Consider the following 23,455-nt stretch of genomic DNA (forward strand, 5'->3'; position numbering starts at 1 on the left):
CGCCAGCCTGGCAGGGGACACCCGTGCCCGCGGCGGTCTACACCACCGCTATGCCCTTCACGGCAGCCGCCCTGCGCACGTTTGCCCACGCCGAAACCCCGATGAGCAGAGGCGTACGTGGGACGATTTCCTGACTAGGTAACGCCCCCAACGGGGGTACCTCGCCCCGCCGTTCACACAGCGCTTCGCGTCCCCGTCAAGGCACGCTGACTGTCCGGTTCCGACGCTACTCGCCGAGCTGCTCGATCCACGGGTGCGGCCCGTACGTGCTGCCGATCGCCTGCACGAGCCATTCCCGCTGTCCGGTGTCGAGGATCGGCAGCACCGCGGCGAAGTCGACCGCGTCCCTGGGCCGCGGCTGCTTCGCCTTGTAGTAGAGCTGAATCTCCGGCCGCAGGTAGGGGATGCCGGCCGCGGAGACTGCCCCCAGGTCTGTGAGGTCGCACCGCACATAGCGGTCCCGCCTCGACACCCACTCGTCGCCCTCGGCCTCGTCGAGCATCACTTGAATCCGCCACGGCGCCGACGCGGTGGGGCGGCACCAGACGTCATGCACACCAACCGGCAGGAGCTCGCCAGGCCGCCACGGCCGTAGGTTCCCAGGCGGGTCAGCAGCCCACCACTGCCACCCGACGAGTACCTCCTGAACGGCAAGCTGGTCTCGGCGCAGCACGAGGACGTCGATGTCGTGATGCTCGCGGAACGACCGGCCCGTGGCGAGCTCGATGGCATGACCGCCCGCGATCCACCACGGGGCAGCCGTCTTCGAGAACAGCGCGGCGACCTCACTCAGCGGTGCTGGCTGCCAGCTCTGCCCGAGGCCCTGACCAGTCACCATTCACTGCTCGCGCTCGGTGCGCGCCAGATCATCGCGACATCAGGCCGGACAACGAAGCCCATCGTCTCGTACAGAGGGCGGCCGGCCGCCGAGGCGTACAGATCGATGACTGTGCAGCCCTGCCCGGCTAGCCAATCACGCGCGGCCGTAACGCAGGCCCAGCCGTACCCATGACGGCGGTGCGCCGGGTCGGTGGCCACTGACCCGATGTGCCCGACATAGGGGGCACTGTTCCCCGGGCTGGGGAGTCGAGGAGTGCAGGTTCCAGCGGCGCACGCGGCCAGGCCGCCGCTCCCCGTGTCAACGACGAAGATGGCGAACAGCGGGTCGTCAAGGCGCTGGGCGAATGCCGTTGTGCACTCCGCCGCCCATCGCGGAGCGGGCTCTGTACCAGGCGACCCGAACATGATCCATCGCAGCCGGACCAGCGCAGGCGCATCCGCAACCACGGCGCGACGGGCTAACTCCCGGACCGGCATGCGTTCTTCCTTTCACGCAGGTGTGGCAATATTCGGCTGGTACCCGGTACTGCGCACCGGCCGCATCCACATGTCGCCGGCACTCATGCGGAGGGCCAAGCGTATTCGCTGTACGTGACGCCGTCGGCGATGTGCCGCAGGGCGACCGCGAGGTACGGAGGCAGAGGCGCGGGGAGGCTGCTGGGCTTGTGCCACTGCCAGCCCTCGCACTTGTCTGGCTCGGGGTTCCCGATCTGGCCGTGCCAGCGGACGACCTCGAAGAAGAAGGCGATCCGCCGTGACCCGGCGTGCGTGGACACATGGTGCATCAGGTGCACGAACCGCACGTCGGAGGGGTCGGCGGCGGCGCCCGTTTCCTCGGTAAACTCCCGGGCGGCTGCCAGCGTGGCGGGCTCGTGGTCCTCCATCAGCCCGGCCGGTACCTGGTACATGCCAGGGAACACAGGCTGGCTGCGGCGTCGCCCCATCAGGATCTCGTCGCCCTGGCGGACGATCAGGTGAACGTCGGCGTAGTGAGCGGCGTACGTACGGTCAGACTCCGTGGTCTTCTCAGGCATGGCTCTCCTCCGATCGTCAAGGCCGGTCACGCTACAGGGCGCCTCCGTAATCGGCGGCGGAATTCGGCCGCCAACACCATCGACTCATGGGCGGGTGGCGATCAGGGCTTCGGTGCGGATGTGTTCCTCGAACTTCCCGTCGGGCTGCAGCCGGCGCAACCGCATACGTCGGAGACACCGGCAGCGACGTACGCCACGCGCGTGCCGCCGACCTACGGGCCATCGCCGTCAGCTACGGATACGCCGACATCGCCGACCTGACCACCGCCGGCCCCGACCTCGTACTCCACACCCCTCCGAGCTCGCCACCTGGTGCCACAGCCCCCGTTCCGCCGGCTCACAGCCGCGACCGAGTGCCACTGAGCACTGACGGCCTTCTCTCTCCGGCATCCCCAGCCCACCAAGGGCCTCCTCCGCCATGCCCGCACCCCCCATCTCGCCAAGGACGACCCGCCACCGCGACGAGCTGACCAGGCTCGCGCGTGCCAGGCGGACGGCCTTCCCTAGCGGCCGGTTGGTTAACCGACAAGCGCAAGCCTGCGGTCGCTTCCCCGCTATCCGCCCCCGGCCGTCTGCCGGCGTAGCTAGAGGACCGCTCGGGCGATAAGCCGGCCCGCATGTACCTGCTGGGTGAGGGCTGGGGGCGCTTCGCCAGCACTCCCTAGGCGAACGAGCCGGGCGCGCTACTCAGGATGACCGGAGCACCAACTGGGCCGGCATCGCGAACAGCCGCTTCGCCCGAGGCGCGAAAGGTCTTCATGTGGCCGTGATCCCCAGGGGGATGCTCGCTGTCAGTCCAGCCCGCCGGTGGCTTCGAGGTGGGCGAGGAAGGTGGCCACGAGGCGTGGGCGGGGGACGTGAGGGACGAGCGCGTCGGGCAGGTCGGCCTCAAGGCCCCATTCGGTGTTGAAGGTGATGCTGCTGCTGTCCGGGACGACGCTGTCCCACAGCCACTTGACGAACTCCGCTGCGGCATGGGCCGTGCAGTCCTCGATGGCGATGCCTTCCGGGGACAGCTTGGCCATGCCCTCCAGCTCCTCCTCGCCGAGCATGATGCCGAAGTGCATGACGGACCCACGAACGGGACCCTGTTCTCCCTCATCGATACGGATGAACGTATCCGTCTTCCGCTCGCGCAGTTTGGCCTCGATCCCCTCGTAGGTCAGGCCCCAGGTGGAACCCTCGGTGGGGCCGAAGACGTACATGGTGCGGAGTTCGGCCAGTTCGGACGCGTCCACGCGCTCGCTCCCTCATCGTGTGCTGCCGTTGGTCAGGGTACGTATCGGGCGTAGCCCTTGACGCCGTAGGCCGCCATCATCACGCGCCAGTAGGCCACGGAATCCGGGTTGTTGGTGACCGTCTCCACGCCCCGCATCTCCTTGTTGCGTGGGTCGTTGAGAGCGGCGTTGTACTTCGTGAGTTCCTTGCGGTCCTTGTCGTACAGGAAGTCCTTCTTGCCGGTCTGGTGGCTCGCGCGGAGTTCGTCGAGTGAGCGGTAGCACGGCTTGTTCGGCTTGTTGACGTACTTGGCCTCGATCGCCATGCCGTCGCGGTTCCGGAAGCCGTCGACCATCAGGGTGCTGTTGGGGCTGATGCCGGGTGGGATGGGGACCTCGTACTCGGGGTATCCAGCGACCCGCTTCTGGTAGGCGACCTCTGCGGGCTTCCCGCCGGACACGTCTCCGGCGCGCAGAGAGTTCAGCCATGTCTGGAAGTTCTGCTGCTCAGGGGCGCTGAGGGGCGGGAAGCGCGGGTCTGGAGGTGTCGGTGGGGCTATCGGCTGTACGCGAGGGCCGTTCGGCGGCCGGTAGCCCACGGGGACCAGGAGAGGTACCCGGATCAGTGGCGCGAGGAAGGGTGGCAGGGACGGAAGGGGTAGGAAGCCGCCTCCGTCCGGCTGCGGCATGGGGACCTTGGCCTGCGAGCTGTCGAGCGCCGGCGCGATGTTCCCCAGGCGCGCGATGCGCATGTCGCCGACGACGAGCTCGTGCAGCCCGCCGTCGTGTCCCTCACCACCGAACTGCGGTCGTTCCCAGATGGCGAGTGGCTCGCCGAAGAGGGGGCTTTCCTCGTCCGGGATCCTCTTCAGCGCCGTTTCGATGTGATCCGCGTACGCGTCGCAGGCGTGGGCGATCATCCGGCAGGCGGACGGAAGGTTCGCCATCAGGGTCTCGTCCTCGCCGACCTCGGAGGGAGGTGGTGTCTTGCCGACGAACACAGTGAAGAAGGTCTGGACGGCTGCGGCGGTCTCGCCGAGCTGCTGCGCTGTCGCGGTACGCCAGGCGCTTTCGGAGTCCCAGTAGGCGTCGTCCAGGATGCCCGCCGCCGAACGCCAGGCGTTGGCCGTCTTGCGGAGCTTGTCCCGCTGGCCGTGGAAGCGCGAGCTGAGCAGGTACTGGTCGGTCCAACTGGTCTCGCCGACGACCTCGGGGAGCTCCTCGGCGTTGTGGCTGGCACGCGGATTGCAGTCCGGCCTCGAAGGCTGCGCCCCGATGTCGGGTCCCACGCTCTGGCCGAGCAGGGAGGCGGCGATCGCGCTCTCCTGCTTGAGGAAGTCCTCGGTGGCCTTCAGCATGGCACCCGCACCGTTCGCCATCACCTGGTGAGCGAGGCCGGCCGCATCGAAGACGGTCTTCACGGCCGGCTTGTAGACGGCGGCGAAGGCCCGGCCGGCGTTGTCGTCACCCGCCATCCCGCCATGAGCGCTGAGCTCCGTGAACAGCAGGCCCAGCATGTCGTAGATCAAGTCCCGCAGCCGCACCATGGACCACGAAGCGTTGACGTAGTTCCCCGCCTTGTGCTGAAGATTCAAGACTCCCCCGTGCCCTCGACCACCAGGCTGTTCCACGGACCGTACATGCTGACGAAGCGAGGAGATCCACTGCTCGAGGCACGAGGAGCGGTTGTGGCCGATTCCTATCGGAGACAGGCGCGGCCATGGCCACCGCGCGACAACCTGATGGTGCATGTGGAAGCCTGGGCACACTGGGGGTTCACCTGATCACGTACAGGTGAGGTGGGATGGACAGCGGGGTAGAGCGACGTTGTCTGGTGTGCCTTGCGAAGCTCAGCCGGTTCAAATTCAGAATCACGATGCGACCCCTGCCGACCGAGCGTGACTCCCACGGGCATCTGGCTGCGACGCCACGCCACCAGCGCCACCGTCGACCGTTCAGGAAACAGTAGGCAGCGCCCGTCACCCTCACCTTCACCGCCATGCTTCCGGCGAACGGCACCGACGGCGGCCCCTGGCAGACCTGGGCATGGTCCCCACCCAGCGGCCGCTGGAAGCCGTACGTGCAGGCCACCGCTCAACTCCACGCCGCCGACCTGGGAATCCCAATAGGCGAGGAGCGGATCGCCCAGACCGCCCACCCGTACTCGCCGCAGTCCGACTCCAACTGCCGGATCCTCGCTCCTACATCGTCTACGTGGATGGAGATGCTGCGGAGCGGATCTGGGCCGGCCTTCGCGATCTGTCCCTGGCCGGCGGGCAGCCCACGGAAGTGAATACCCCGCGGTGGCACGTTCATTTGCCCCTTGAAGCAGCCTTCGGTGGCCTCCAGGAGGTCAAGTCCTGGACACTGAGCCCGTGGGCCGCGCATAGATCGTCGAGCTCCCGTTGGTATCTCTCAGCCTGCCCGACATCCGAACCGGCCGCAGTCAATGTCTCCCATTGACGTACCCAAGGGATCAGCTCCTGGATGCCGGCAAGCAGGGGAGCAACTTCGTGGGGCCTCGGGCGCCCCTGTTGCTGGAGCGCATTGACCAGGTCTTGAAGCACAAGAACACGGTCCGAATCGCTCCAGCCAGACCAACCGAACAGTAGGCTGCCCTGCGCGCCAGCAGCGCTGGGATAGGACACGAAGCGTTCACGGGGAATGTCCAGGCTGCCGCGGAGAGGCCAGTAGTGAGCTTGGCGGAAGTCGGCGGCTCTGAACTTCGGCGGGACGGGGATTCCCAATGACTCTCCCGTCCTATCCTCGCTGCGCTGGAGGCGCCAAACCTGCTCCCAATCGGCACGTTTCCGCAGCCCAGATTCCTTGTACCTCAGAGCCGATGCATAGGGCACGTGCTCATCAGCCAGGATCGCCGCAAGCACGTCACGGAGCCTCGAGTCTCGTCTCCCGAGATGGTCAGTCGCATAAAGCGCGGCCACGGAACGCACTGCGGCATCGGCATCTAGACGCTGCGCCAGTTCATTGATGGTGCGGGGACACGGGTGTTTGGCACCGTTCCTGCGCTCGAACCAGAGTTGCTCGTCCTCACAACGATCGAGCAGCCAGTTACGGAGGGCTCGCTCCTCCTGCTTCTCCCATGATTCCTGCAACCACCGTCGCTTGTACTCCGGTCGCTCGACGATAGCGATTTGCCGGTGGGTCTCGATGGCGTCGATTCTTGCCTGGACGACGTCCTTGTAGGCAGTCGGCCAGTGCCGGGGGATCTCGGTAATGGGTGTTGCACCATGCCGTACGAACCACGAGTCCGAAGCCTTCTCGGCGAGCATTCTGCGTGCGAGCACGATTTCGAAGGCCCGCTCCCCCAGCCGCAGCGAAGGCAGTGCAACATCGGTGGAGATCGTCAGGCGTTCACGCTCATCGGCAGACAAGACTCCGTAGGAACCATAGACCTCCCAGTCCAGTTCCTCCTGAAGGGTGATCATCTGACGCTGTGTCGCTTTGTAGGCGGCGCTGGCCACGTCCAAGGCGCTTCGGGTGGGTGGATTTTCCTCCGCGCAGACCGTGCTCGGCGCATGGGTATTCAGCAACTGGGCCAATGCGTTCAGTTGTCGCGCGCGATCTGATGGAACAATGGCCGGCAGGGGAAGACGAGAGAGGGACGCCGTGGCAAAGCGGTAGGCCCGGGCCCATTCCTCACCAGGCTGGGCGATTCCAGGCCCATCGGCGCCGATAGCGGATCCAGTCTGCTTGAGCCAAAAGCAGACCGTCGACGAATTGAGCACTCCCAGTAGCGCAATATATTCGCCCTGCGCTACGGAAGGCGCCAGTCGAAGTGCGGGCGCGGTCCTGCTGAACACCCGTCCACCCTGTTCCAAGGCGAAGCGATTATGCGTAGCTACCGCTGCGAATGTGATCAATGGCCCCTGACCGGCATCGCGAGACCGATACCTCCATGCCCACCAGGGCCCGTCACCGGATCTCGAAGACTGACGTGCCCCGAGAGCCGACCGAAGAACCTGGCGCATCGTCCAGAGGTGCCGGCCCCATGCGGCACTGACATCCAGGGGCAGAAGTGTGCCGTCTTCTCCATACGGGGCCAGAACGTCCGTCGACACTGCCGCGCGCCAGTCCCCTACGGTCTCGGCAGTGACAATGCCTTGAGCCAGCCTGGCCGAGTCCAGGTGCCGAAGGAACCAAGGTCGCCCAAGAGAGAAGACATCCGGCTGTCCCAGGTCCGCAACAACCCGAGCCCCGTCGGCCAGGACATCGGCCAATCGCCGGGGAGCGCGTGAGATGAGGTCCATGAGGTCCGCGCTCCCACCACCACTCAGTGTCCATGGGAAGCGGGAGAAGCGCTGCCGGGGTTCGTCTTCGACGGTCACCCATTCAGAGGTGCTGCCGGGTCGGTGGATCTGATCGAGGATCGACTTCCACACGATCCCCTCAGCCGGATCCATTGGCTTCGTCGGCTCACCGTGCACGCCGAGGACCGACCGCACACGGGTGTCGCCCATGGTCGGGGCATTCCGGCCGACCAGAATCAGGGTCGGGGTCCCATGGCCAGGTACGTACACGCCGGAGGTATCGATGACATGCGTCAATGCCACACTCGGAAGGAACTCATCGATCAGCTTCTCACCGAACTCACGATTGGCAAACGAACTGGTCGTGTACTGACCGACATAGCCGCCGGGAGCGTCATTGGTCTTTCTCACCGCCAACTGGAACATGCACTTCGTGAAGAGTACCGAAAGCGGGAACACACCTGAGGCCACGTCATAGGCTGCTCGGTATGCCGCGTTTCTTGCCTTGTCCCGCACCGCGATAAAGGGGGGTTCCGAAATAACGACGTGATAGGAATTCCGCCCGAGCAGGTCACACGTCTCCGAAAATTCGTCGACATCCTCAACCGTGCCAGCACTGTCCCCCTCCCAGTCTTCGAGGAGGTGCAGCGAGGTACCCCCTGGCGCGCCGCGCCCGTCCAGCAGGGCGTCACCTACCGCCACGTTGATCACATGCCCCGGCAACTCACTCAGCAGCCTGCAACCGCTTTCCCTCGCAGCGGCCATGAGCAGTCTGAACCGGGTGACACTCACGGCGAACGGGTTGATGTCGCAGCCATGGACAGAATCCAGGGTCCGGTGGATCAGCTCGGAATCCGGGGTTCCGGGAGCCGCCGCACGCCAGGCATTCAGAAGCCGCTCGAAGAGTCCCAGCGGAAACTCTCCCGACCCACAGGCTGGATCGATTCCGCGGAACCCCTGGGGACCGAACTCCGCAATGGCTGGATCCACCGTGAGGTCCAGGACGAAATCCACGATGAAGGCAGGCGTCTGAACTAGCGAGAAAGCCTTTCGCGCGGTCTCACTAATGTCCTGATACAGGTCGCCGAGGAAACGGGTACCGAGTTCCGGATCAGTAAAGTCGAACCGAAGGGATCCGTCTTCGCCTCGAGTTCTCCAGAACGCAATCAATTTAGCAGCACCCTGCGGCGACGGACGCAGTGCCCACAAGGCATTGCGCGCCCCGTCGAAAATGCGGGCCATCGCTACGTGTGACTCGGCCAGGTGCGTGAACGCCTCGGCCAGCCAGTCCTGGGCGTTGGTCCCAGGATGGTCCGAAAGATAAACGTGCTGCCGTTCCTCCGCCTCCGCCAATCGCTGGCCCGGCCCTGCGATGAAGGGCCGGTCGATGAGGGTGTTGTCTTCGCAGAAGCGCACGAACACCGTGCCCATCACCCACGCAACGGCAGCCTGGGTGATGTGCTCGTCCCGCCAGGCGCCATACGTGGCGGCAGTGCGACGGGATGCCCGCGCGTGTTCGTACATAGCTCGCAGGCCGCCACGGTACCTGTCGACGTCTTCGCTGCGTTCGCGGAGGTCCGCCTCCAGCGCCCGCACCTGCTTCCGCACGTCAGCGACAAACGCGGCCCTGTCCATTGAGGACGTCCCCGTATCAGCTCCGTCACTCGGAGGCACAGCGACCTCTCCTCCGTACGTCGTCGACGTCCTCGACCCACTGTCTCGTCGGATACATCCTGCCAGCTCTCCGGGCGAAGCCACGGTTTCGTCGCCGGTCAGCATCAGATGCATCCGCCTGTCGTTGCCTGACGCACTATCATTCCTATGCGGACCGGCCGTAACACAGCCAGGTAGCGCGGTTCAGGGGGCACGCTGAGATCGGACCAACGAGGGGACACATGCTGACACGGCTCGAAGTCAGTGGCTTCAAGAACCTTCTGGATCTCAGAGTCGAGTTCGGTCCCTTCACCTGCATCGCGGGAGAGAACGGCACCGGGAAGTCGAACGTCTTCGACGCGATCCACTTCCTGAGTCTGCTCGCCGACCTCTCCATGATCGAGGCTGCCCAGACAGTCCGCGGAACCCACGGCACGCTGCACGGTGACGCGCGAGACCTGTTCTGGAACGGTTACTCGGACGGCGAGCACCTGATGACGTTCGCTGCAGAGATGATCGTCCCCGGTGAGGTGGAGGACGACTTCGGCCGACTGGCCGAACCGACGTCCACGTTCCTCCGCTACGAGCTCCACCTCGGCTACCAGCCGCCGCAGCGCGGTGAGCGGGGCGGCAGGCTGACCCTGCGGTACGAGAATCTCAGCCGGATCAGCCCTGGTGAGGCTCCCGCACATCTACGCTTCCCACACCGCGCCACAGACTTTCGCAAGGCCGTGGTGCGTGCACGCCGCTCGACCGCTCCCTACATCTCCACGTCTCTCGAGACGGGCGACGCCGTCATCAGCATTCACGCCGATGCCGGCCGCAGAGGCCAGCCGCGCCCGGCACCGGCGAGCCGGGCGCCCCAGACCATGCTCTCCACGATCAACAGGAACGACGACCCGACCATCCTGGCTGCCCGGCGGGAAATGCAGTCTTGGCGCCGACTGGCCCTCGAACCCTCCGCACTACGCACCTCCGACCGCTATTCGGATCCCAGCGAGATGCAGCCCGACGGCCTGCACCTACCGAGGAGCCTGGACCGCGTGGCCCGGGAGAAGTCTCCAAAGGACCCCGCACGTGTCTATTCACGGGTCGCAGGGCGCCTGTCGGACCTGTCGGGACTGCACGTCAAGACGTTGCACGTCGATGCTGACGACACACGGGAACTCCTGACGATCAAACTCCACGAGATCGACGGCATGGTATTGCCAGCCCGCAGCCTGTCAGAGGGGACCCTGCGTTTCCTTGCCCTGTGCGTCCTGCTGGAAGACCCCCAGACGCATGGCCTGCTCTGCATGGAAGAGCCGGAGAACGGCATCCATCCAGCCAACCTTTCCGCGATGGTCGAACTCGTACGCGATCTGGCGGTCGATCCGTCGCTACCTGTGGACGAGGACAATCCCTTCCGGCAAGTTCTGATCAACACGCACTCGCCAGGCGTTGTACGACTCGTCGGCGCGGCGGACTTGCTGATCGCCGATACCACCACCGTTCCGGGGATTAGCGGCAAGGTCGCGCGCGGCTTGCGACTGCGTCCCCTGGCCGATACTTGGCGTGCCGCCGGCGCCGAAAAGGGCTACGGCACCAAGGCCGACATCCTGGCGTACCTCACGTCCTCGCCGGAGGATCGGCTGACCCTTCAGGAGAGCGCCTCATGACCGTGCGTGCCCTCTACCTCTGCGAGGGATCCAGTGACACGGGCCTGCGGTTTCACATCGAGGCGATTGCAGCCGATATGGGCAGGGAGATCCTGGTAACGGTTCCCGAGCTGGACCGCCTGCCGAAGAAGCCCGGTCGCACGGTCGAGGACAAGCTACGAGCCGCACAGCAACTTAGTGACAGTGGCCACGCGTACGACCTCGTGGTCATCCACCGCGACTCTGACAGCGGGCCCCCGGATCGTCGACGTACGGAAATCGCGGAAGCTGTGGCCACAGTGAGCCCCGGCGTGGCGCATGTGCCCGTGATCCCTGTGCGGATGCTTGAGGCATGGCTGCTGCTCGATCAGGCTGCGATCCGCGAAGTCGCAGGCAACCCGAACGGCAAGGTGCCACTCAACCTTCCGAAGCCGGCACGAGTAGAGTCGGTGTCAGATCCCAAGGCCGTGCTCAAGCAAGCGATCGCCACGGCCAGCGAGGAAAGGGGTCGCGGTCTGCAGAAACTCCAAGCTCGCTTCTCCGCGAACCGTGCACGTCTCCTTCAGATGCTGGACCGTGCAGGGCCCGTAAAACAGCTCGCATCCTGGCAATCCTTCACGGACGATCTGCGTGACGCGCTGGGTAGCAGCCGCTGAATGCCTGACGTCAGGGAACGCTTGATCCCCCCTATGCGTGCCTGCAACTTTTCTTGGCCAGCAACTCGACGCGCTCCTGCACGATTCCGAGCGACCACGTCGCCTGTAGCGGTGATCACTCCAACGACACGACGGCGAACTCTCGACGGCTTCCAGCCCAGAGGGCTGTCACAGCGTCCCCAGCCAATGGTCCCCGCCCGAGTCAGCCACCGGAATATCCCACACCAGACCCCGCGTCGTTGCGTAGGACTGTGCGGCGCTGCCTGACTTTGGAGCGACCGTCAGCGGCCGGTTCCTGTTGAGGGAGGCTTCGGCTGCTGCCTGAAGGTCGGCAGACCAAGGTGGGTATTCAGCTGCTCCAATCCACTCGTACGACCTCGCGGGCGGCGGCAAGGGCGCTTTCGAAGTCGGCGAGGCGTTCGGCGAGCGTGGTCGTGGCGAGTCGAGGCGGAAGGGCCGCGGAGAATTTCAGGCCGCGGACGGCGCGCGGGTCGACGGTGGGAAAAGTGAGGGAGTTAGGGAGTTCAGCGCGGGCGATGTTCCAGTCGTCGAGCCTAAGGTCCTGACGGAGACGGACGTGGGTGTCGGTGGGGCGCTGAACGGGGTCGGCGAGGTTGCCGAGGGAGGCCGTGAGAGTGGCATTGGCGCGATAGCCGGCCCAAGTCCACCAACGGGTAGCGTCGGCGTTGCGGATCAACAAGGCGCCTGCTGGGTGTACTTCGTGGGGTGCGCGGTCCATGCGGAGTTCGGCGAGGGTGGCGGTGGCGCGGCGCGTGAGGCGGACGTCAGGGTCGGTGCCGAGGAGGACGTCGCGCATGGCGCGGGTGAGGGCGTAGGAGAGACCGCGGGCTTCGCTTCCCTGCCATTTGGCGATGCCGCCGTCTTCGACGGGTTCGACGAAGGCGCGACGTCGAGCCCAGTCAATGAAGGTGACCTGCCAGCTACGGCCGGCCAAGAGCAGGCGTCGCGGGCCTGGGCGTTCCTCGGTGAGGACGGTGGGGTCGGTGGTCCCGATCTCCGTGCGTCCGGCAAGCACGGTGAACTCGGGTGGTGCCGTGAAGGAAGCGGTCAGCTCCATGAAGTGGCGACGGCCGAAGTGCTTCTCGGCTTCGGTGCCGATGAACAGCATGCCGCCGTCGCTGTCGAGGAATCCGCCTTCGACGAGGTGGGACAGGAGGGGGGCGGCGGAGCGGTCGAAGGGAGCCAGACCGTTCCATTGTTCGGGCCACAGGCGGTCGCCAAGGCGGTGTTCCTGCAGGGTGACAGCAAGGAGTTGTTGTGCAACGAGATGGCGGGGCGAGGGGGGCGGGGTGACAGGTTCGACCCAGCCTCGGGACCACAGGGTGAGGAGGCCGGCGGCTTGGAGGAGGGCGTCGGGCCGGGTGGCGAGGAACAGGCAGTTGCGGGAGGTGCCGGTGCGGCGTCCGGTACGGCCGATGCGTTGCAGGAAAGAGGCCACCGTACTGGGTGAGTCGATCTGGATGACGCGGTCGAGGTCGCCGACGTCGATACCGAGCTCGAGGGTTGAGGTGGAGACGATGACACAGTCGCGTGCTTCGGCGAATGCCTGCTCGGAGCGGGCGCGTTCGTCAGTGGAGAGAGAGGCATGGGAGAGGAACACGGTGACATCGCGTGTTCGTAGTGCCGCGCCGAGCTCTTCCACCTGCTTGCGCGAGTCACAGAAGACGAGCCGTTTTTCGCCCTTGTGCAGGGCGGAGATCACTTTGGCAGCGTTGGCGAGGGACCCGACGTAGTCGAGTTCCACCTCGCCGGCGGGGCGCGGGAGATTTTCGGCGTCGGTTGTTGCGGTCGCGCTGGCCGGCAGGGTCACTCCGGGGGCGACGACTCGGCCGGGGCGGTCGGCGGGGCTGGCGCCCTGGAGCCAGGTGAGCAGGGTGTCGGGGTTGCCGACGGTGGCGGAGAGGCCGATGCGCTGGATCCGTTGGCCGGTCAGTCGCTCCAGGCGTTCGAGTACGGCGAGCAGGTGCCAGCCGCGGTCGTCCCCCGCGAAGGCGTGCACCTCATCGACGACGACGGCGCGTACGCGGCCCAGCATGTGTGTGTGATCGGTCTTGACGCTGATGAGCATCGCTTCGAGGGACTCGGGCGTCGTTAGCAGGAAGTCGGGAGACTCGGTGCGGATGCGGCGGCGTACGGACTCGGGGGTGTCGCCGTGCCAGAGCGCGGCTCGGCGGCCCAGCCACTGGGCGTAGCTGTCGACCCGGTGCACCAGGTTGTTCAGGAGTGCCTTCAGGGGGGCCAGGTAGAGGACGGAGGTGCCGGTCCAGTGCTTTTCCCGCATTGCGGACAACATCGGGAAGGTGGCGGCCTCCGTCTTCCCGCCGGCGGTCGGCGCGAGCAGGATCGCGTCCTCGCCGTCCATCAGCGGGTGCACGGCCGCCTTCTGCAGGGGGCGCAGATCCGGCCACCCGAGCGTGTTGACGATGTGGTGCAGGACCACCGGGTCGAGGCGTTCCACTGGGTCGGTGGCGCGCGGCTGATCCTGCACGTCTATGGCTCCTGCGCTGGTCGTCAGAGGTCGGGACTTCGAGGAAGGGCTCTTCAGAGCTCGAGGTCGAGGTCGTCCGCAGAGGCGACCGGCGTGGGCGCGGCGAAGTTCCGTTCGGTGGCGGTGAGGTCGCCGCTGGAGACCGTGAGCTTGTAGTGCGTGCGCGGGTCGAAGTCGGGGAACTGGTCGATCCGGTCGAGCACATCTCCGACCAGCTTCTTCAGGTACAGCCGTGGTGCTACTCCGACCCTTCCGCCAAGAGCACCACCCACGGCCCGTGCCAGGTCGGTGAGATACGAGTCGTCGGCGAGCTGCTTGATTCGGTCGGGGGACTGGGAGCCTTCCGCGTACAGGTCGCGGATGGTGGCGCCCAGGCCGGTCAGTGACTGCTCGGTGAATCCAGGCAGCCGGATCTGGACGGCCCGTGGGTTGTCGAAGCGGGGGTCGGTGGTGAAGTCGGTGGCGAGGCGCTGGGCGAGTGGTGCGAGTCGCTGAACACCCTGCTGTCCGTCGTAGAAGGCAGGCGTTCCTGTGATGACGAGGTACAGGCCAGGGAAGCGACCGGAGTGAACCTCGTCGATGAGCTGCCGCAGCGCGTTGAGCGCCTTGTCGCGTGCGTCGGAACGAACCCGCTGCAGGGTCTCCACTTCGTCCAGCACGAGGACGAGTCCGGCGTGCCCGGCGTCCCGGAGCACGGTGAGCAGGCCCTGCAAGAAGCCGAAGGCACCGAAGTGGTCCAGGTCGCCGCGGACGCCTGCGCTGCGCCGAGCGGCTGCGGCGACGTGTGGCTGGCCACCGAGCCAGGCCATGACCGCGGCGGCGGTGGCCTCGTCTCCGGCGTCCAGGGACTGCTTGTATCCGCGCAGGGCGGTGGCGAACGCGGGGGCATGCCGGGAGACCTCGGCAAGCCGGGCAGTGAGAAGCCGGTCCACGGCCTGCGGCAGCTCGGTCTCGCTCACGCCGTCGGCGAGCGCGTCCTCCTCCAGGGCGTAGAACCACGCGTCGACGACCGGCCGCAGTGCGCTGGGTGGGAAACTCACGGTGGTCACGCGTTCGGTGAGCCGCCGGTAGACGGTCTCGAGCTTGTGCAGTGGGGTCTCGGTCTCCGACACCTGCACTTCGGCTACGGCGAACGTGCGTCGTTTGGCGCGTTCGCCGAGCCAGCGGGTGAAGAAGGTCTTGCCGGATCCGTACTCACCACGCACGGCCTTGAACACCGAGCCGCCGCTGGCGACGGCGTCCAGTTCCTCGTCGATTGCCCCTTCGAAGCGGCCCAGGCCGGTCGCGAGCAGGTCGAGGCCGCTCTCCGGGACAGCCCCGCGCCGCAGCGCATCCACCACGGCGCGCCGTCGCACGACGCCGATCGAGGTGGCGGCCCCTGATGCTGAAGATCCAAACGCGTTCACCCGAACAGTCTCCCACCCGGCCGCCCACCTGGCCGGATCCCGACGCCAAAGCCTGGCATCCAGCCCGCGGACCGGGCGGGCCGGGAGACCGGCCCGCCCGTCGCGGCCGCAGTGTGCTGGCTCACAGCCCGAACTGCTCGATCAGCTTGGCGCGGTGCAGGCGCAGGGTGCGGTTGTCGGGAAGGATCTCCAGGATCTGAGCTCCGTCGTAATTGAGGATCTGGGCCAGGGTCGTGGCGAAGCCGCGGGCCCGGGTGGCGGGTTGGCCGGCGCGTTCGGCCAGGGCGGTCATCGGCAGGGTGCCGGCCTCAACGAGCGCGGCCAAGGCTTGCGGGGCGGCTTTGGCCAGAGACTTGCGTGCGAGCAGGTCCAGCTGTGCCTGGTACAGCTCGGTGGCCATGAGCCGCTCGACCAGGGCAACCGCAGGGTCTTCGGACTGGTTGGAGGTGGCTGCCGTCTCGGACTCGGCCGCCGACTCCCCGGGTTCCCGCGGTACGGGGGCTACCACCTCGTCCTCGCCGAACAGGCTGATGGCGCCCTCGGGCGCAGGCGGGGCGGCCTTCTTGGTCTGCTTCCGGCGCGGGCTCACCACGGCTGCGTCGGGCACCGCACCTGCGTCCGCTTCGTTCTTGGCTCCGGCCTCGACGACGCCACGACCCTCGCCGTCCTCGGTCCACCAGGAGGGGGTCGGGTCGCCCAGCTCCCGCCATCCGATCGGCGGCTCGGCGCCGAAGGGAAGCAGGGCGAGGAGCGGGATGGTGAACTCTGCGAGAGTTGCCCCGCCGTGGTAGCCCGCCTTGAGCGCGGTGTACCGGGTGTCGTGGTCCCGCAACGCGACGATCCGCGATCCGGGCTCCGGCCAGACCACCCGAGGTCCGGACAGCTCGATCTCGGCCGGAGCGACGGGTCCACCAGGAGTGCGGTGGCGGGCCGAGCCAATCGTGCCGCTGGCCGCGTCGAGCTTGGTGCCGCGCCGCTCGACTACATGGCCGTGGTCGGAGGTGAGCAGCACGGTCATGCCATGCGCACGGGCAGCCCGCAGCAACGGTTCCAGACCGCCGATCTCCCTGGCCCGCCACGCGCCGTCGCCGAGTTTCTGCTCCTTGCCGAGGCGGTCATCGACCGTGTTGAGTACGACCGCGACATGGGTGCGCTCATCGGCGAGGGCTTCGGTGAGGGCGGTGGAGAACGGCGAGCCGGTGTCGGGGCCGCGCAGGTCGTCCTTGTGGAAGACGACCGCCGGTGCCCCGTTCCAGCAGGAGTGCTGGGGGAAGAGCCGCTTCTCGTCGTTCTGGTCGCCCTTCATCAGGGTGCCCGCGAACAACGAGGTCCGGGATACGGTCGTGAGGGTGGGCAGCGCGGCGGCCACGGCGCGCCGGACGGGCGGTCCGGCCACGGTGGGCAGCGGGTCGAACTCGGCCCACTGTCCCCGGAGTTCTTCGCCAAGCTCCGCAGCTATCGCCACGCTCATCCCATCCACAAGCAGGAGCAGGACCCGTCGGCCGGGGCTGGCCACGACGGGCGCGACGACGCGGTCCAGCACGCTCTCCACGGTGAGCATGGCGCCGGGGGCGGTGCCACCCGTGGTCCACACCGCGAGCCGCTCGGAGAATGCACGGTCCAGCTCGCGGCGCTTGTCCCGCACCTGCGCGCCGATCCGGCTGTACGCGTCGGCGAGTACGTCGTCCGGGTCGCCGCCCGCTTCGAGGTGTTCCAAGGCCCGGTCTACCCAGCCGAGTTCGCAGATCTGGCGGGCGGTGCCGTCAGCGACCGAGGCGATATCGGCCTCAGGCGAGCCGGCGAGCCACTGCCGCAAGCGCGCCGCCATCCTCACCCGCTCGATTCGCGCGCGGGTGGCGCCGTCGGCGGCCAGAGCATGGTCGGCCAGCGCGGTGACGGCAGCGGTGATCGTGTCGGTGCCGCCGTCGGCAAGGGCACGACCAGCCGCAGTGAAGCGGGCATCGAGTCCGGCCGAGAGCAGCGGGCTGGCAGTCGCGGCAGCCTGTGCCCCGAACTGTGCCACGAGCTGCGCGGCCCGAGTCAGGACCGGGTCGGCGAGCCGGTGCTCGCCCCGGTCGACGAGACCGCGGACGAACGCCTCGCCGCTGGATCCGAAGGAGGCCAGGAGTCCGTCGAGGTCGTCGCCCTGGGCTGGCGGCTGGTCGCCGAGCCACCGCTCGGCGCGCCCCCGCGCCCGGTACAAGTCGTGGTCGGCCTCCGCGTGCCCCCACAAGGCGGCGCAGACGACCGCGTAGGCGGCTGCGTCTGCACCGTGTTCGGCGTCCACCAGGGCGGTGATGATCTTTCCGGTGGAGCCGCCCTGCTCGGGTTCGGCGAGGAAGCGGGCCAAGCCGGCCCGCTCCGGTCCGCGCAGGTCGCGCAGGAGGTCGGGGCCGCCAGGCGTGAGGGTCCATCGGAACAGTGCGACGGGGTCGATACGGTCTCCGTCGTCGTGTGCGGCGGCCCCGCCCAGCGCATCCGTGTCGTGACGGCCGAGCCTGAGACGGCGCCTAGCCAGCCGGGTGAGCGCCTCGTCTCGGGAGAGCACTCCCTTACCCAACGAGGGCCAGCCGCGGGTGGCCGCAGCGTCGAGGAGCGCTTCGGCCGCCCAGGTCTCGCTGCGCAGTCGCCCGTCGAGGCCACGTGCGTCGAACGCCTCCTGCACGACCTCCCAGTTGTCGACGGACCGGATCCTGCCGCCGTAGACGCGGGCGAGCAGCCCTGGGTCGAGGTCGGTGTCCTCGCGGTCGGTGAGGACGACCAGGACCTTGGGGTCAGGGGGAGTTGCCGCGTCGAGGTGGCCCAGGATCTGCTCGTGTACGGCCAATACCGAGGGCCCGACGGCCACGCGCGCCCGCAGCCCGCCCGCTGTCTGTTGCACGGCGGGCCCGTCCCAGGCCGGATCGGCCCGCAGCAGCAGGACGCGGACCGTGCCGTCGCCGAGCCGGCTGCGGGCGGCGAGGTACTGGCGGACGGTCCCCGCCGGCAGCCGGGCGAGACCGGCGGACGCGGGCGCTGTGGTGACCGTGTCGGACATCAGTCGACAACCTTCCAGACGACCTCGACGGCAGCGTTGGGGTTCTCGGCCGCGAGCGCCGCGAGCGCCGCCTGCAGCTCGGCGCCAGCCCGTGCAGCGGTGGTCCGCCCACCGCCGGAGCGGGCCACGGACCGCGACGGCGTACGGGGCCCCGGCTGCGCCACCGGTTCCGGCAGCACCTGCGGGTGGGCGGAGCCGCCGTTCAGGTCCACGCCGTCGGAACTCGGCATCGGGGCGGCGGGCGCTTGGGGACGCTCGGCCGTGCTCTGCCGAGACCTCAGCAGGGACAGCACGTCCCGGCCGCCGGCATTGAGCACTCCCGGCAGGTCGGGGTAGTCCCCCGGATCACCGGCGGCGGCATCCCGCACCCGCTCCAGGACGGCTGCGCCATCTACGCCGAGAGTGTCGGCCAGGCCCAACTGGTCCCAGCTGGTGTTCTGCAGCGCGGCGGCGACCTTTCCGGCGCTCTTGAGGGACATGGCGTAGCGGTGTGCGGTGAAGTCGCCGAGGTCGAAGCGCGCGAGCCGGTCAACGACGGTCTTGGCCTCGATGCCGGCTTCCGTCACCGACTTCACCAGCTCCTGCGCCCGCCGGGCGAGGACGAGGCGGGGCGAGTCGTCATCAAGGCGGAGGAAGGCGCGGTGCTTCTCCAGTTCCCCGACGAGCCGCCCGGCGTCCTGGGCGAGAGCGGCGGCGGCCTGCTTGATCTGTCCGGCGAACTGGTTGACGATCCGCCCGCGCCGCAGCTGCGGCGCCCGGTCCCCGAGCACGGTCTCGTACCGCTTGCGCGCCTCGGTCCAGTCTTCCTCACTGGGCAGCGCCTGCTCGCGCAGGGCGTAGTCCCGCTTCAGCTCATGCGGTGCGGGCGCCGGTTCGACGGGTACACCCCCGCGTACCCACACCCGGTCGGTCATCTCCGCGTAGGCGGCTGCGAGCAGCCGACGAAGCGGCTCGGGCAGTCCGCGCGGCTCGGGAAGGTCGCTCCAGTCGGAGAGCTTGACCAGAGTCGGCTCGGCGGTTCCGTCCCGGCGGGCCTGGCTGGTGAAGTGGTCAGGCCAGGTGGTGGACTGCCTGTAGTACGCCTCCCGCATGGTGCCGAGGCCGAGACCGCCCGCGATCCGCGCCATGATCTTGCGGTCCTTGCCATCGACCTCGACCTGTCCGTCGCGGTCCTCGGCGGCCTTGCGCACGTACTCGAAGACGGTCTTGATCTCGGCAGGTTTCACAGGCTTGCCGGTGCCGTCGGGGTCCAGGTCGGGGTGGGCGGGGTATTGGTGGGCAAGCAGCTTGCCGGCGAGGTCGCGGGCGGCAGCGTCCAGGGGTGCACCGAGAGGAAGCCGCAGCTCGGGCACATCCTGCTGCGCGACCAGGTGGGTATCGAAGCCGAGGTCGACGACCCCTTCCTGCTTTTGTGCGAGCCCGTACGCCTGCCGCAGCGCCTGGCTGACGCGCTCGGTGAGGATGTTGCGCTGCGACTGCAGCATGCTCTTGGCGCGCGCCTTGTCGTCAGCGTTGAGGCTGCGTGCGAATTCGGAGTCGAAGCGGGCCTCGTCGGCGAGGGCCTTGTCGATGACGACGAGACGCTCGAAGTCACTGCGGGAGGCGTCGGTCAGGTGTGTGGGCAGCCAGGCCAGGGTGCGCGAGTCGCCGCCCGGCTTCTCCCGCAGGGCACGCAGCCGCTGCAGGTCGTCCATCGGACCGAACTCGCCCTCGTCGTACGGGAAATCGACGACGAGTCGCCAGGCGTCGTCCTGGCTGGGCCGCAAGGTCGCCTCGGACAGCGAGTCGACGTCGGCGACGTGGCCGAAGACCACCTCGATCTGTCGTTCGGTGCCCTTCCACACAAGGTCGAGCACGTCGTATGCGTCAAAGCCGCCCGGCCCGTCGCCAACCCCGAGCGCGTCCTTGAGGAGGCTGCGCATCTTGGCGCGCCGGTTGCCCAGATTGTTGTGGACCTGTGCGTTGGCGAGGACGGCGTCCAGGTCGACGCCGGTGAGCTCCAGTCGGACCACGGCGCCCGGCCCGGTGCCGGCGACCTTGATTTCGGGGAAGGTCGCCGCCCACTCCTTCACTTTCTGCTCGAGCCGGCCGACCTCGGTGCCCGCGATGCGGGTGGTGATGGAACCGTGGTTGAGGGCGTGCAGCCGAGCGAGAGTGAGGTCGGCGAGCGCGGGCACACTGGGCGCGAGCGCCGACAGCAAGAGGGTCTGCAGGAGCCGGCTGTCGCCGGTGAAGTCGCGGCACCGGGCCGCAAGCTGCGGGTCGCCCAGGCTCTCGGGAGAGCGTCGGTACGCCCCGACCTGATCCTCGGTGACCTGGTTGGTCTTCAGCAGGTACGGGCGCAGCTTGTCCCGGTACAGCTTGTCGGCAGCCTCGAAGTGGACGTTGGTCTCCCCGCTGAACGCCTTGTCGCCGCCGCCCGCGATCGCCGGATACAGATCGCCGAGCGGCACGAGCTGTCCGAGCCGCCAGTCATCACGGTGGTCGACGAGCAGCTGGCTCATCAGCTTCAGGCCGGTGCGGGAGCGCTGCAGCGCGGCAGAGATATGCACCAGGGTGTCCATGAACGCCGGCGGGAACGGGTACGTCCGCCGAAAAGCGTCCTCGTCCGCGCCGGTGGTGGACTTGTCGTGACCCAGCAGGGTGTCCCAGACGTCCGGGCCGAGCTTCTTGGCCTCGGCGAACGCCGCGTCCACCTTCGCCTCGGCCCCAGGCACGGGCTTGAGCAGGCGAGCCTGCGCGATCTGAGGAAGGTTGCGGTCCTCCAGGACGATCTCGTCGTAACGCCCGCCGTTGAGCTTCAAGGTGTCCTGCACTGCCGCCTCGGCGGCACCCGACATCTCCTCACCGACCAGCTCACGCAGATCGCGCTGACGGGCGATGAACGACACCACCGGGATGGCACGCCGCTCGTCACCGCCCTCCACGAAGTTCGTCACCTTGCTGGATTCCCTGCCCAGCACCTTCTGGTCGTGGATGAGAGTGGCCAGCCAAAGGATCAGCTCGTCCATGAACAGGATGAGCCCGTCGTAGCCCAGCGCCTTGGCGTGCGCCGCGATGACGCTGAGCCCCCTGTCGAGGGAGATGAAGCCGCTGGCGTCCTCGGAAGCATTGCGCGCGAAGGCGGGGAACAGCGTTCTTGTGAGGTCCTGCACGAGGCGGGCACGCAGTTCCCTCGGCGTGGAGGGATTGTCCAGATCGAGGCTCTTGGTGTTCTCGTGCTCCTCCACCGCGTCCATGGCCTCGTCGAGAAGGCTGCTGGTCCAGGTGAAAGAATCACCCCATTCGTCCTCCTGCCCACCGGCATCGGCGAGCTGTGCGATAACCCAGTCGTCGCCGTTACGGCGGCGCTGCTCGGCGAAGTCCTCGAAGATCCCGTCGGTCCGGTAGACCTGCGGCAGCGGGCAGTCCGGATGCAGCTTGCGTACGTGCTCCACGTACTTGCCGAGCACCCGCTGCTCCAAAGACTTGGAGCCGAGCATGTGGTACGGCACCAGCAGGAACTTACGGTCGCCCGCGTCCAGCCAGGAGTGCCGGGCCCGCACCGGATCGAGCTCGCTACGGTTCCGAGCGGCCTGGTTGCGCGAGAGCAGCGCGTAAAGCACCGCCATGAAGTGCGACTTACCGGAACCGAACGAACCGTGCAGATATGCCGCCTTCGACGAGTGACTGTCGAGCGCCGACTTGATCAGGTCCAGGGCCTCGTCGAAATTACCCAGCAGCCGGTCGGTGACGACGTAGTCCTTCAGGGCCGCCTCAGCCCCCTCGGGGGTGACCGCCTCGTTCAGCTTCAGCACGAAGTCAGAGGTGGACACCGACTCCGGGATGTCGATCAGCTCCCGCAGAAGCGGCCGGTCCTCGGGGCGAGTGTTGTTCCTGCTCATGAACGCCATGGTGTTTAAGCTCCTCGCCCTGATCAGTCGGACTCTGCGCCGGTGGCGGCGTCGGTGACGTTGTCCGTGACGGACATCTGGACGGCGGCCTTCGCGCCCGTTCGCTTCTTGGGCGCGGCTGCCTTCTTCGCGCTGCCGCGGGTGGCCGCGGCCGGGCGCCAGGCCCGCAGCGCGTCGTCGGTCAGCCCGAGCTCGCCCTGCTTCTGTTGCCGGAATGCAAGGATCTCGGCGGCCGGCGACGCCCCGAACTCCGGGTCGTACTCGCCATGCCACTGCTCCAGCCACGGCTGCAGCTCAAGCAGCCCGGCCAGGTACGGCACGAGGTCATCCTCACCGAGCCCGGCCTGCTGGATATGGGAGGCAAGCGCGAGGGCCTGCTCCAAGTGGTCCCAGCCGGCCCACCCATACAGGTCTGGTGACTGTGCGTTGGCCGTGCCGTACGACACGAACCGCTCCTTGGGTACATCGAGCTTGCCGCGCGCACGCCAGTAGCTCGGCTTCAGGAAGTCCGCCGCGGTGTACTTCGGCGGCACGGGCGTCCCCTTGCGGATCTGCCGCTTGGTGGGCTCGTCGGGAGCAGCGTCCGCCTCACGCTGCTTCTTCCAAACGTACTCCCAGTCGGCGCGCTTCTTGAGCCCGGACGGCTTGTACCGCAGCGCGGAGACGAACGGCACGTGCTCCTCGGACAGCAGCTCCCTTACGGTCTTCGCGAGGTCCTGCCGGGGCGCGTACAGCTCGGCGACGGACACGAAGTCCTCGTCGGCGGACAGGTTTTCGGCGAGACGGGCGAGGGTGATGACAGTGGGGTTGCCGCTGGCGTCGAACCAGTGCGCGCGGTCCTCAACTCGGTCGAGCAGCCAGGACTTCAGCGCCTTCTGCCGCATCGCGTCCCAGCCCTCGGTGGCCCAGCGCCGCTTGTACTCCGGCCGCTCCACCATGCCGATAGCGCGGTTCGACTCGATGACGTCGATCCGCCTCTGCACGAGCGCCTGGTAGTCGGCGGGCCAGTGCGCGGGGATCTCCGTGATTGGCGTCGAGCCGTGCCGCTTGAACCACTCGCCACTGGCCTCGCCAGCCGCGACCTGTCGCGCAAGGACGATCTCGAAAGCCCGCTCGCCGAGGGCGAGTTTGGGCACAGCCGAGAATTCAGGCAGGCGCAAATCCTCGGAGTGCAAGTCGTACAGGGAGTACACCTGCCAATCCAGCTCCTCCTGGAGAGCAATCATGCGGGCCCGGGTGGAGTTGTAGTGGGTTTGAGCTTCACGGAGGGCGGTAGCGGTGGGGACGCCCTCGCTGGCGAGGGCG

At 67.6% G+C, this 23,455-nt stretch carries 14 protein-coding genes and 1 pseudogene; 4 read left to right on the top strand and 11 right to left on the bottom strand.

All coding sequences use genetic code 11. The features are described from left to right. Positions 1 to 226 precede the first annotated feature (226 nt). The 3 genes from CCN56_RS03140 to CCN56_RS03150 form a co-directional block, all read right to left on the bottom strand. Positions 227 to 838: a nucleotidyltransferase domain-containing protein gene (locus CCN56_RS03140; protein ID WP_086823259.1), complete on the bottom strand. Its 612-nt coding sequence runs from the start codon at positions 836 to 838 to the stop codon at positions 227 to 229. Then, on the bottom strand, positions 832 to 1,317 hold the full coding sequence (locus CCN56_RS03145) for a GNAT family N-acetyltransferase (RefSeq protein ID WP_086823262.1): 486 nt from the start codon (positions 1,315 to 1,317) through the stop codon (positions 832 to 834). Before CCN56_RS03145 ends, CCN56_RS03140 begins: the two co-directional genes overlap by 7 nt. A gap of 83 nt (positions 1,318 to 1,400) precedes the next feature. Continuing rightward, on the bottom strand, positions 1,401 to 1,874 hold the full coding sequence (locus CCN56_RS03150; RefSeq protein WP_086823265.1) for an NUDIX domain-containing protein: 474 nt from the start codon (positions 1,872 to 1,874) through the stop codon (positions 1,401 to 1,403). Between the two features lie 86 nt (positions 1,875 to 1,960). On the opposite strand from CCN56_RS03150, the gene CCN56_RS45720 reads away from it, so the two are divergent. Continuing rightward, the gene (locus CCN56_RS45720) at positions 1,961 to 2,344 is read left to right on the top strand and encodes an HAD hydrolase-like protein (RefSeq protein WP_107484088.1); all 384 of its coding nucleotides are present in this window, start codon (positions 1,961 to 1,963) and stop codon (positions 2,342 to 2,344) included. 321 nt (positions 2,345 to 2,665) lie between these two features. On the opposite strand, the gene CCN56_RS03155 is transcribed toward CCN56_RS45720, so the two are convergent. Together CCN56_RS03155 and CCN56_RS44170 are read right to left on the bottom strand one after the other, a co-directional pair. Beyond that, a complete protein-coding gene (locus tag CCN56_RS03155) occupies positions 2,666 to 3,112 on the bottom strand; it encodes a hypothetical protein (RefSeq protein ID WP_086823268.1) in 447 nt (148 codons plus the stop codon). A gap of 32 nt (positions 3,113 to 3,144) precedes the next feature. Further along, positions 3,145 to 4,686, bottom strand: a complete 1,542-nt coding sequence (locus CCN56_RS44170) for a restriction endonuclease fold toxin-2 domain-containing protein (RefSeq protein WP_256961701.1) — start codon at positions 4,684 to 4,686, stop codon at positions 3,145 to 3,147. Between the two features lie 395 nt (positions 4,687 to 5,081). On the opposite strand from CCN56_RS44170, the pseudogene CCN56_RS45725 reads away from it, so the two are divergent. Then, positions 5,082 to 5,384, top strand: a pseudogene (locus CCN56_RS45725) (hypothetical protein); the annotation flags it as partial. Between the two features lie 19 nt (positions 5,385 to 5,403). Here the strand turns inward: CCN56_RS45725 and pglX (CCN56_RS03165) are convergent. Next, positions 5,404 to 8,994 (bottom strand): BREX-2 system adenine-specific DNA-methyltransferase PglX, encoded by a 3,591-nt coding sequence (gene pglX, locus CCN56_RS03165; RefSeq protein WP_086823271.1) that lies wholly within the window; start codon positions 8,992 to 8,994, stop codon positions 5,404 to 5,406. A 260-nt stretch (positions 8,995 to 9,254) separates the two neighbouring features. Between pglX (CCN56_RS03165) and CCN56_RS03170 the strand changes: the two genes are divergently transcribed. Both CCN56_RS03170 and CCN56_RS03175 read left to right on the top strand, forming a co-directional pair. After that, positions 9,255 to 10,670: an AAA family ATPase gene (locus CCN56_RS03170; RefSeq protein ID WP_086823273.1), complete on the top strand. Its 1,416-nt coding sequence runs from the start codon at positions 9,255 to 9,257 to the stop codon at positions 10,668 to 10,670. Continuing rightward, positions 10,667 to 11,305, top strand: a complete 639-nt coding sequence (locus CCN56_RS03175) for a hypothetical protein (RefSeq protein ID WP_086823276.1) — start codon at positions 10,667 to 10,669, stop codon at positions 11,303 to 11,305. Before CCN56_RS03170 ends, CCN56_RS03175 begins: the two co-directional genes overlap by 4 nt. Before the next feature lie 349 nt (positions 11,306 to 11,654). On the opposite strand, the gene CCN56_RS03180 is transcribed toward CCN56_RS03175, so the two are convergent. From CCN56_RS03180 to pglX (CCN56_RS03200), 5 genes are all read right to left on the bottom strand, one after another. Continuing rightward, the gene (locus tag CCN56_RS03180; protein ID WP_179199660.1) at positions 11,655 to 13,814 is read right to left on the bottom strand and encodes a DEAD/DEAH box helicase; all 2,160 of its coding nucleotides are present in this window, start codon (positions 13,812 to 13,814) and stop codon (positions 11,655 to 11,657) included. 53 nt (positions 13,815 to 13,867) lie between these two features. Next, on the bottom strand, positions 13,868 to 15,178 hold the full coding sequence (gene brxD, locus CCN56_RS03185) for a BREX system ATP-binding protein BrxD (RefSeq protein ID WP_086823293.1): 1,311 nt from the start codon (positions 15,176 to 15,178) through the stop codon (positions 13,868 to 13,870). Between the two features lie 163 nt (positions 15,179 to 15,341). Further along, positions 15,342 to 18,257 carry a BREX-2 system phosphatase PglZ gene (gene pglZ, locus CCN56_RS03190; RefSeq protein WP_086823279.1) on the bottom strand — a complete coding sequence of 972 codons (2,916 nt, stop codon included), beginning with the start codon at positions 18,255 to 18,257 and terminating at the stop codon, positions 15,342 to 15,344. Continuing rightward, on the bottom strand, positions 18,257 to 22,150 hold the full coding sequence (locus CCN56_RS03195; protein ID WP_086823282.1) for a phage resistance protein: 3,894 nt from the start codon (positions 22,148 to 22,150) through the stop codon (positions 18,257 to 18,259). The genes pglZ and CCN56_RS03195 overlap by 1 nt, the downstream gene beginning before the upstream one ends. 23 nt (positions 22,151 to 22,173) lie before the next feature. Continuing rightward, on the bottom strand, positions 22,174 to 23,455 hold a 1,282-nt coding region (gene pglX / locus CCN56_RS03200), incomplete at its 5' end, for a BREX-2 system adenine-specific DNA-methyltransferase PglX (RefSeq protein WP_107484089.1).

Origin of the sequence: Streptomyces sp. NRRL B-24572 (assembly GCF_002156145.1) — a bacterium.
Taxonomy (GTDB): Bacteria; Actinomycetota; Actinomycetes; order Streptomycetales; family Streptomycetaceae; genus Streptomyces; species Streptomyces vietnamensis.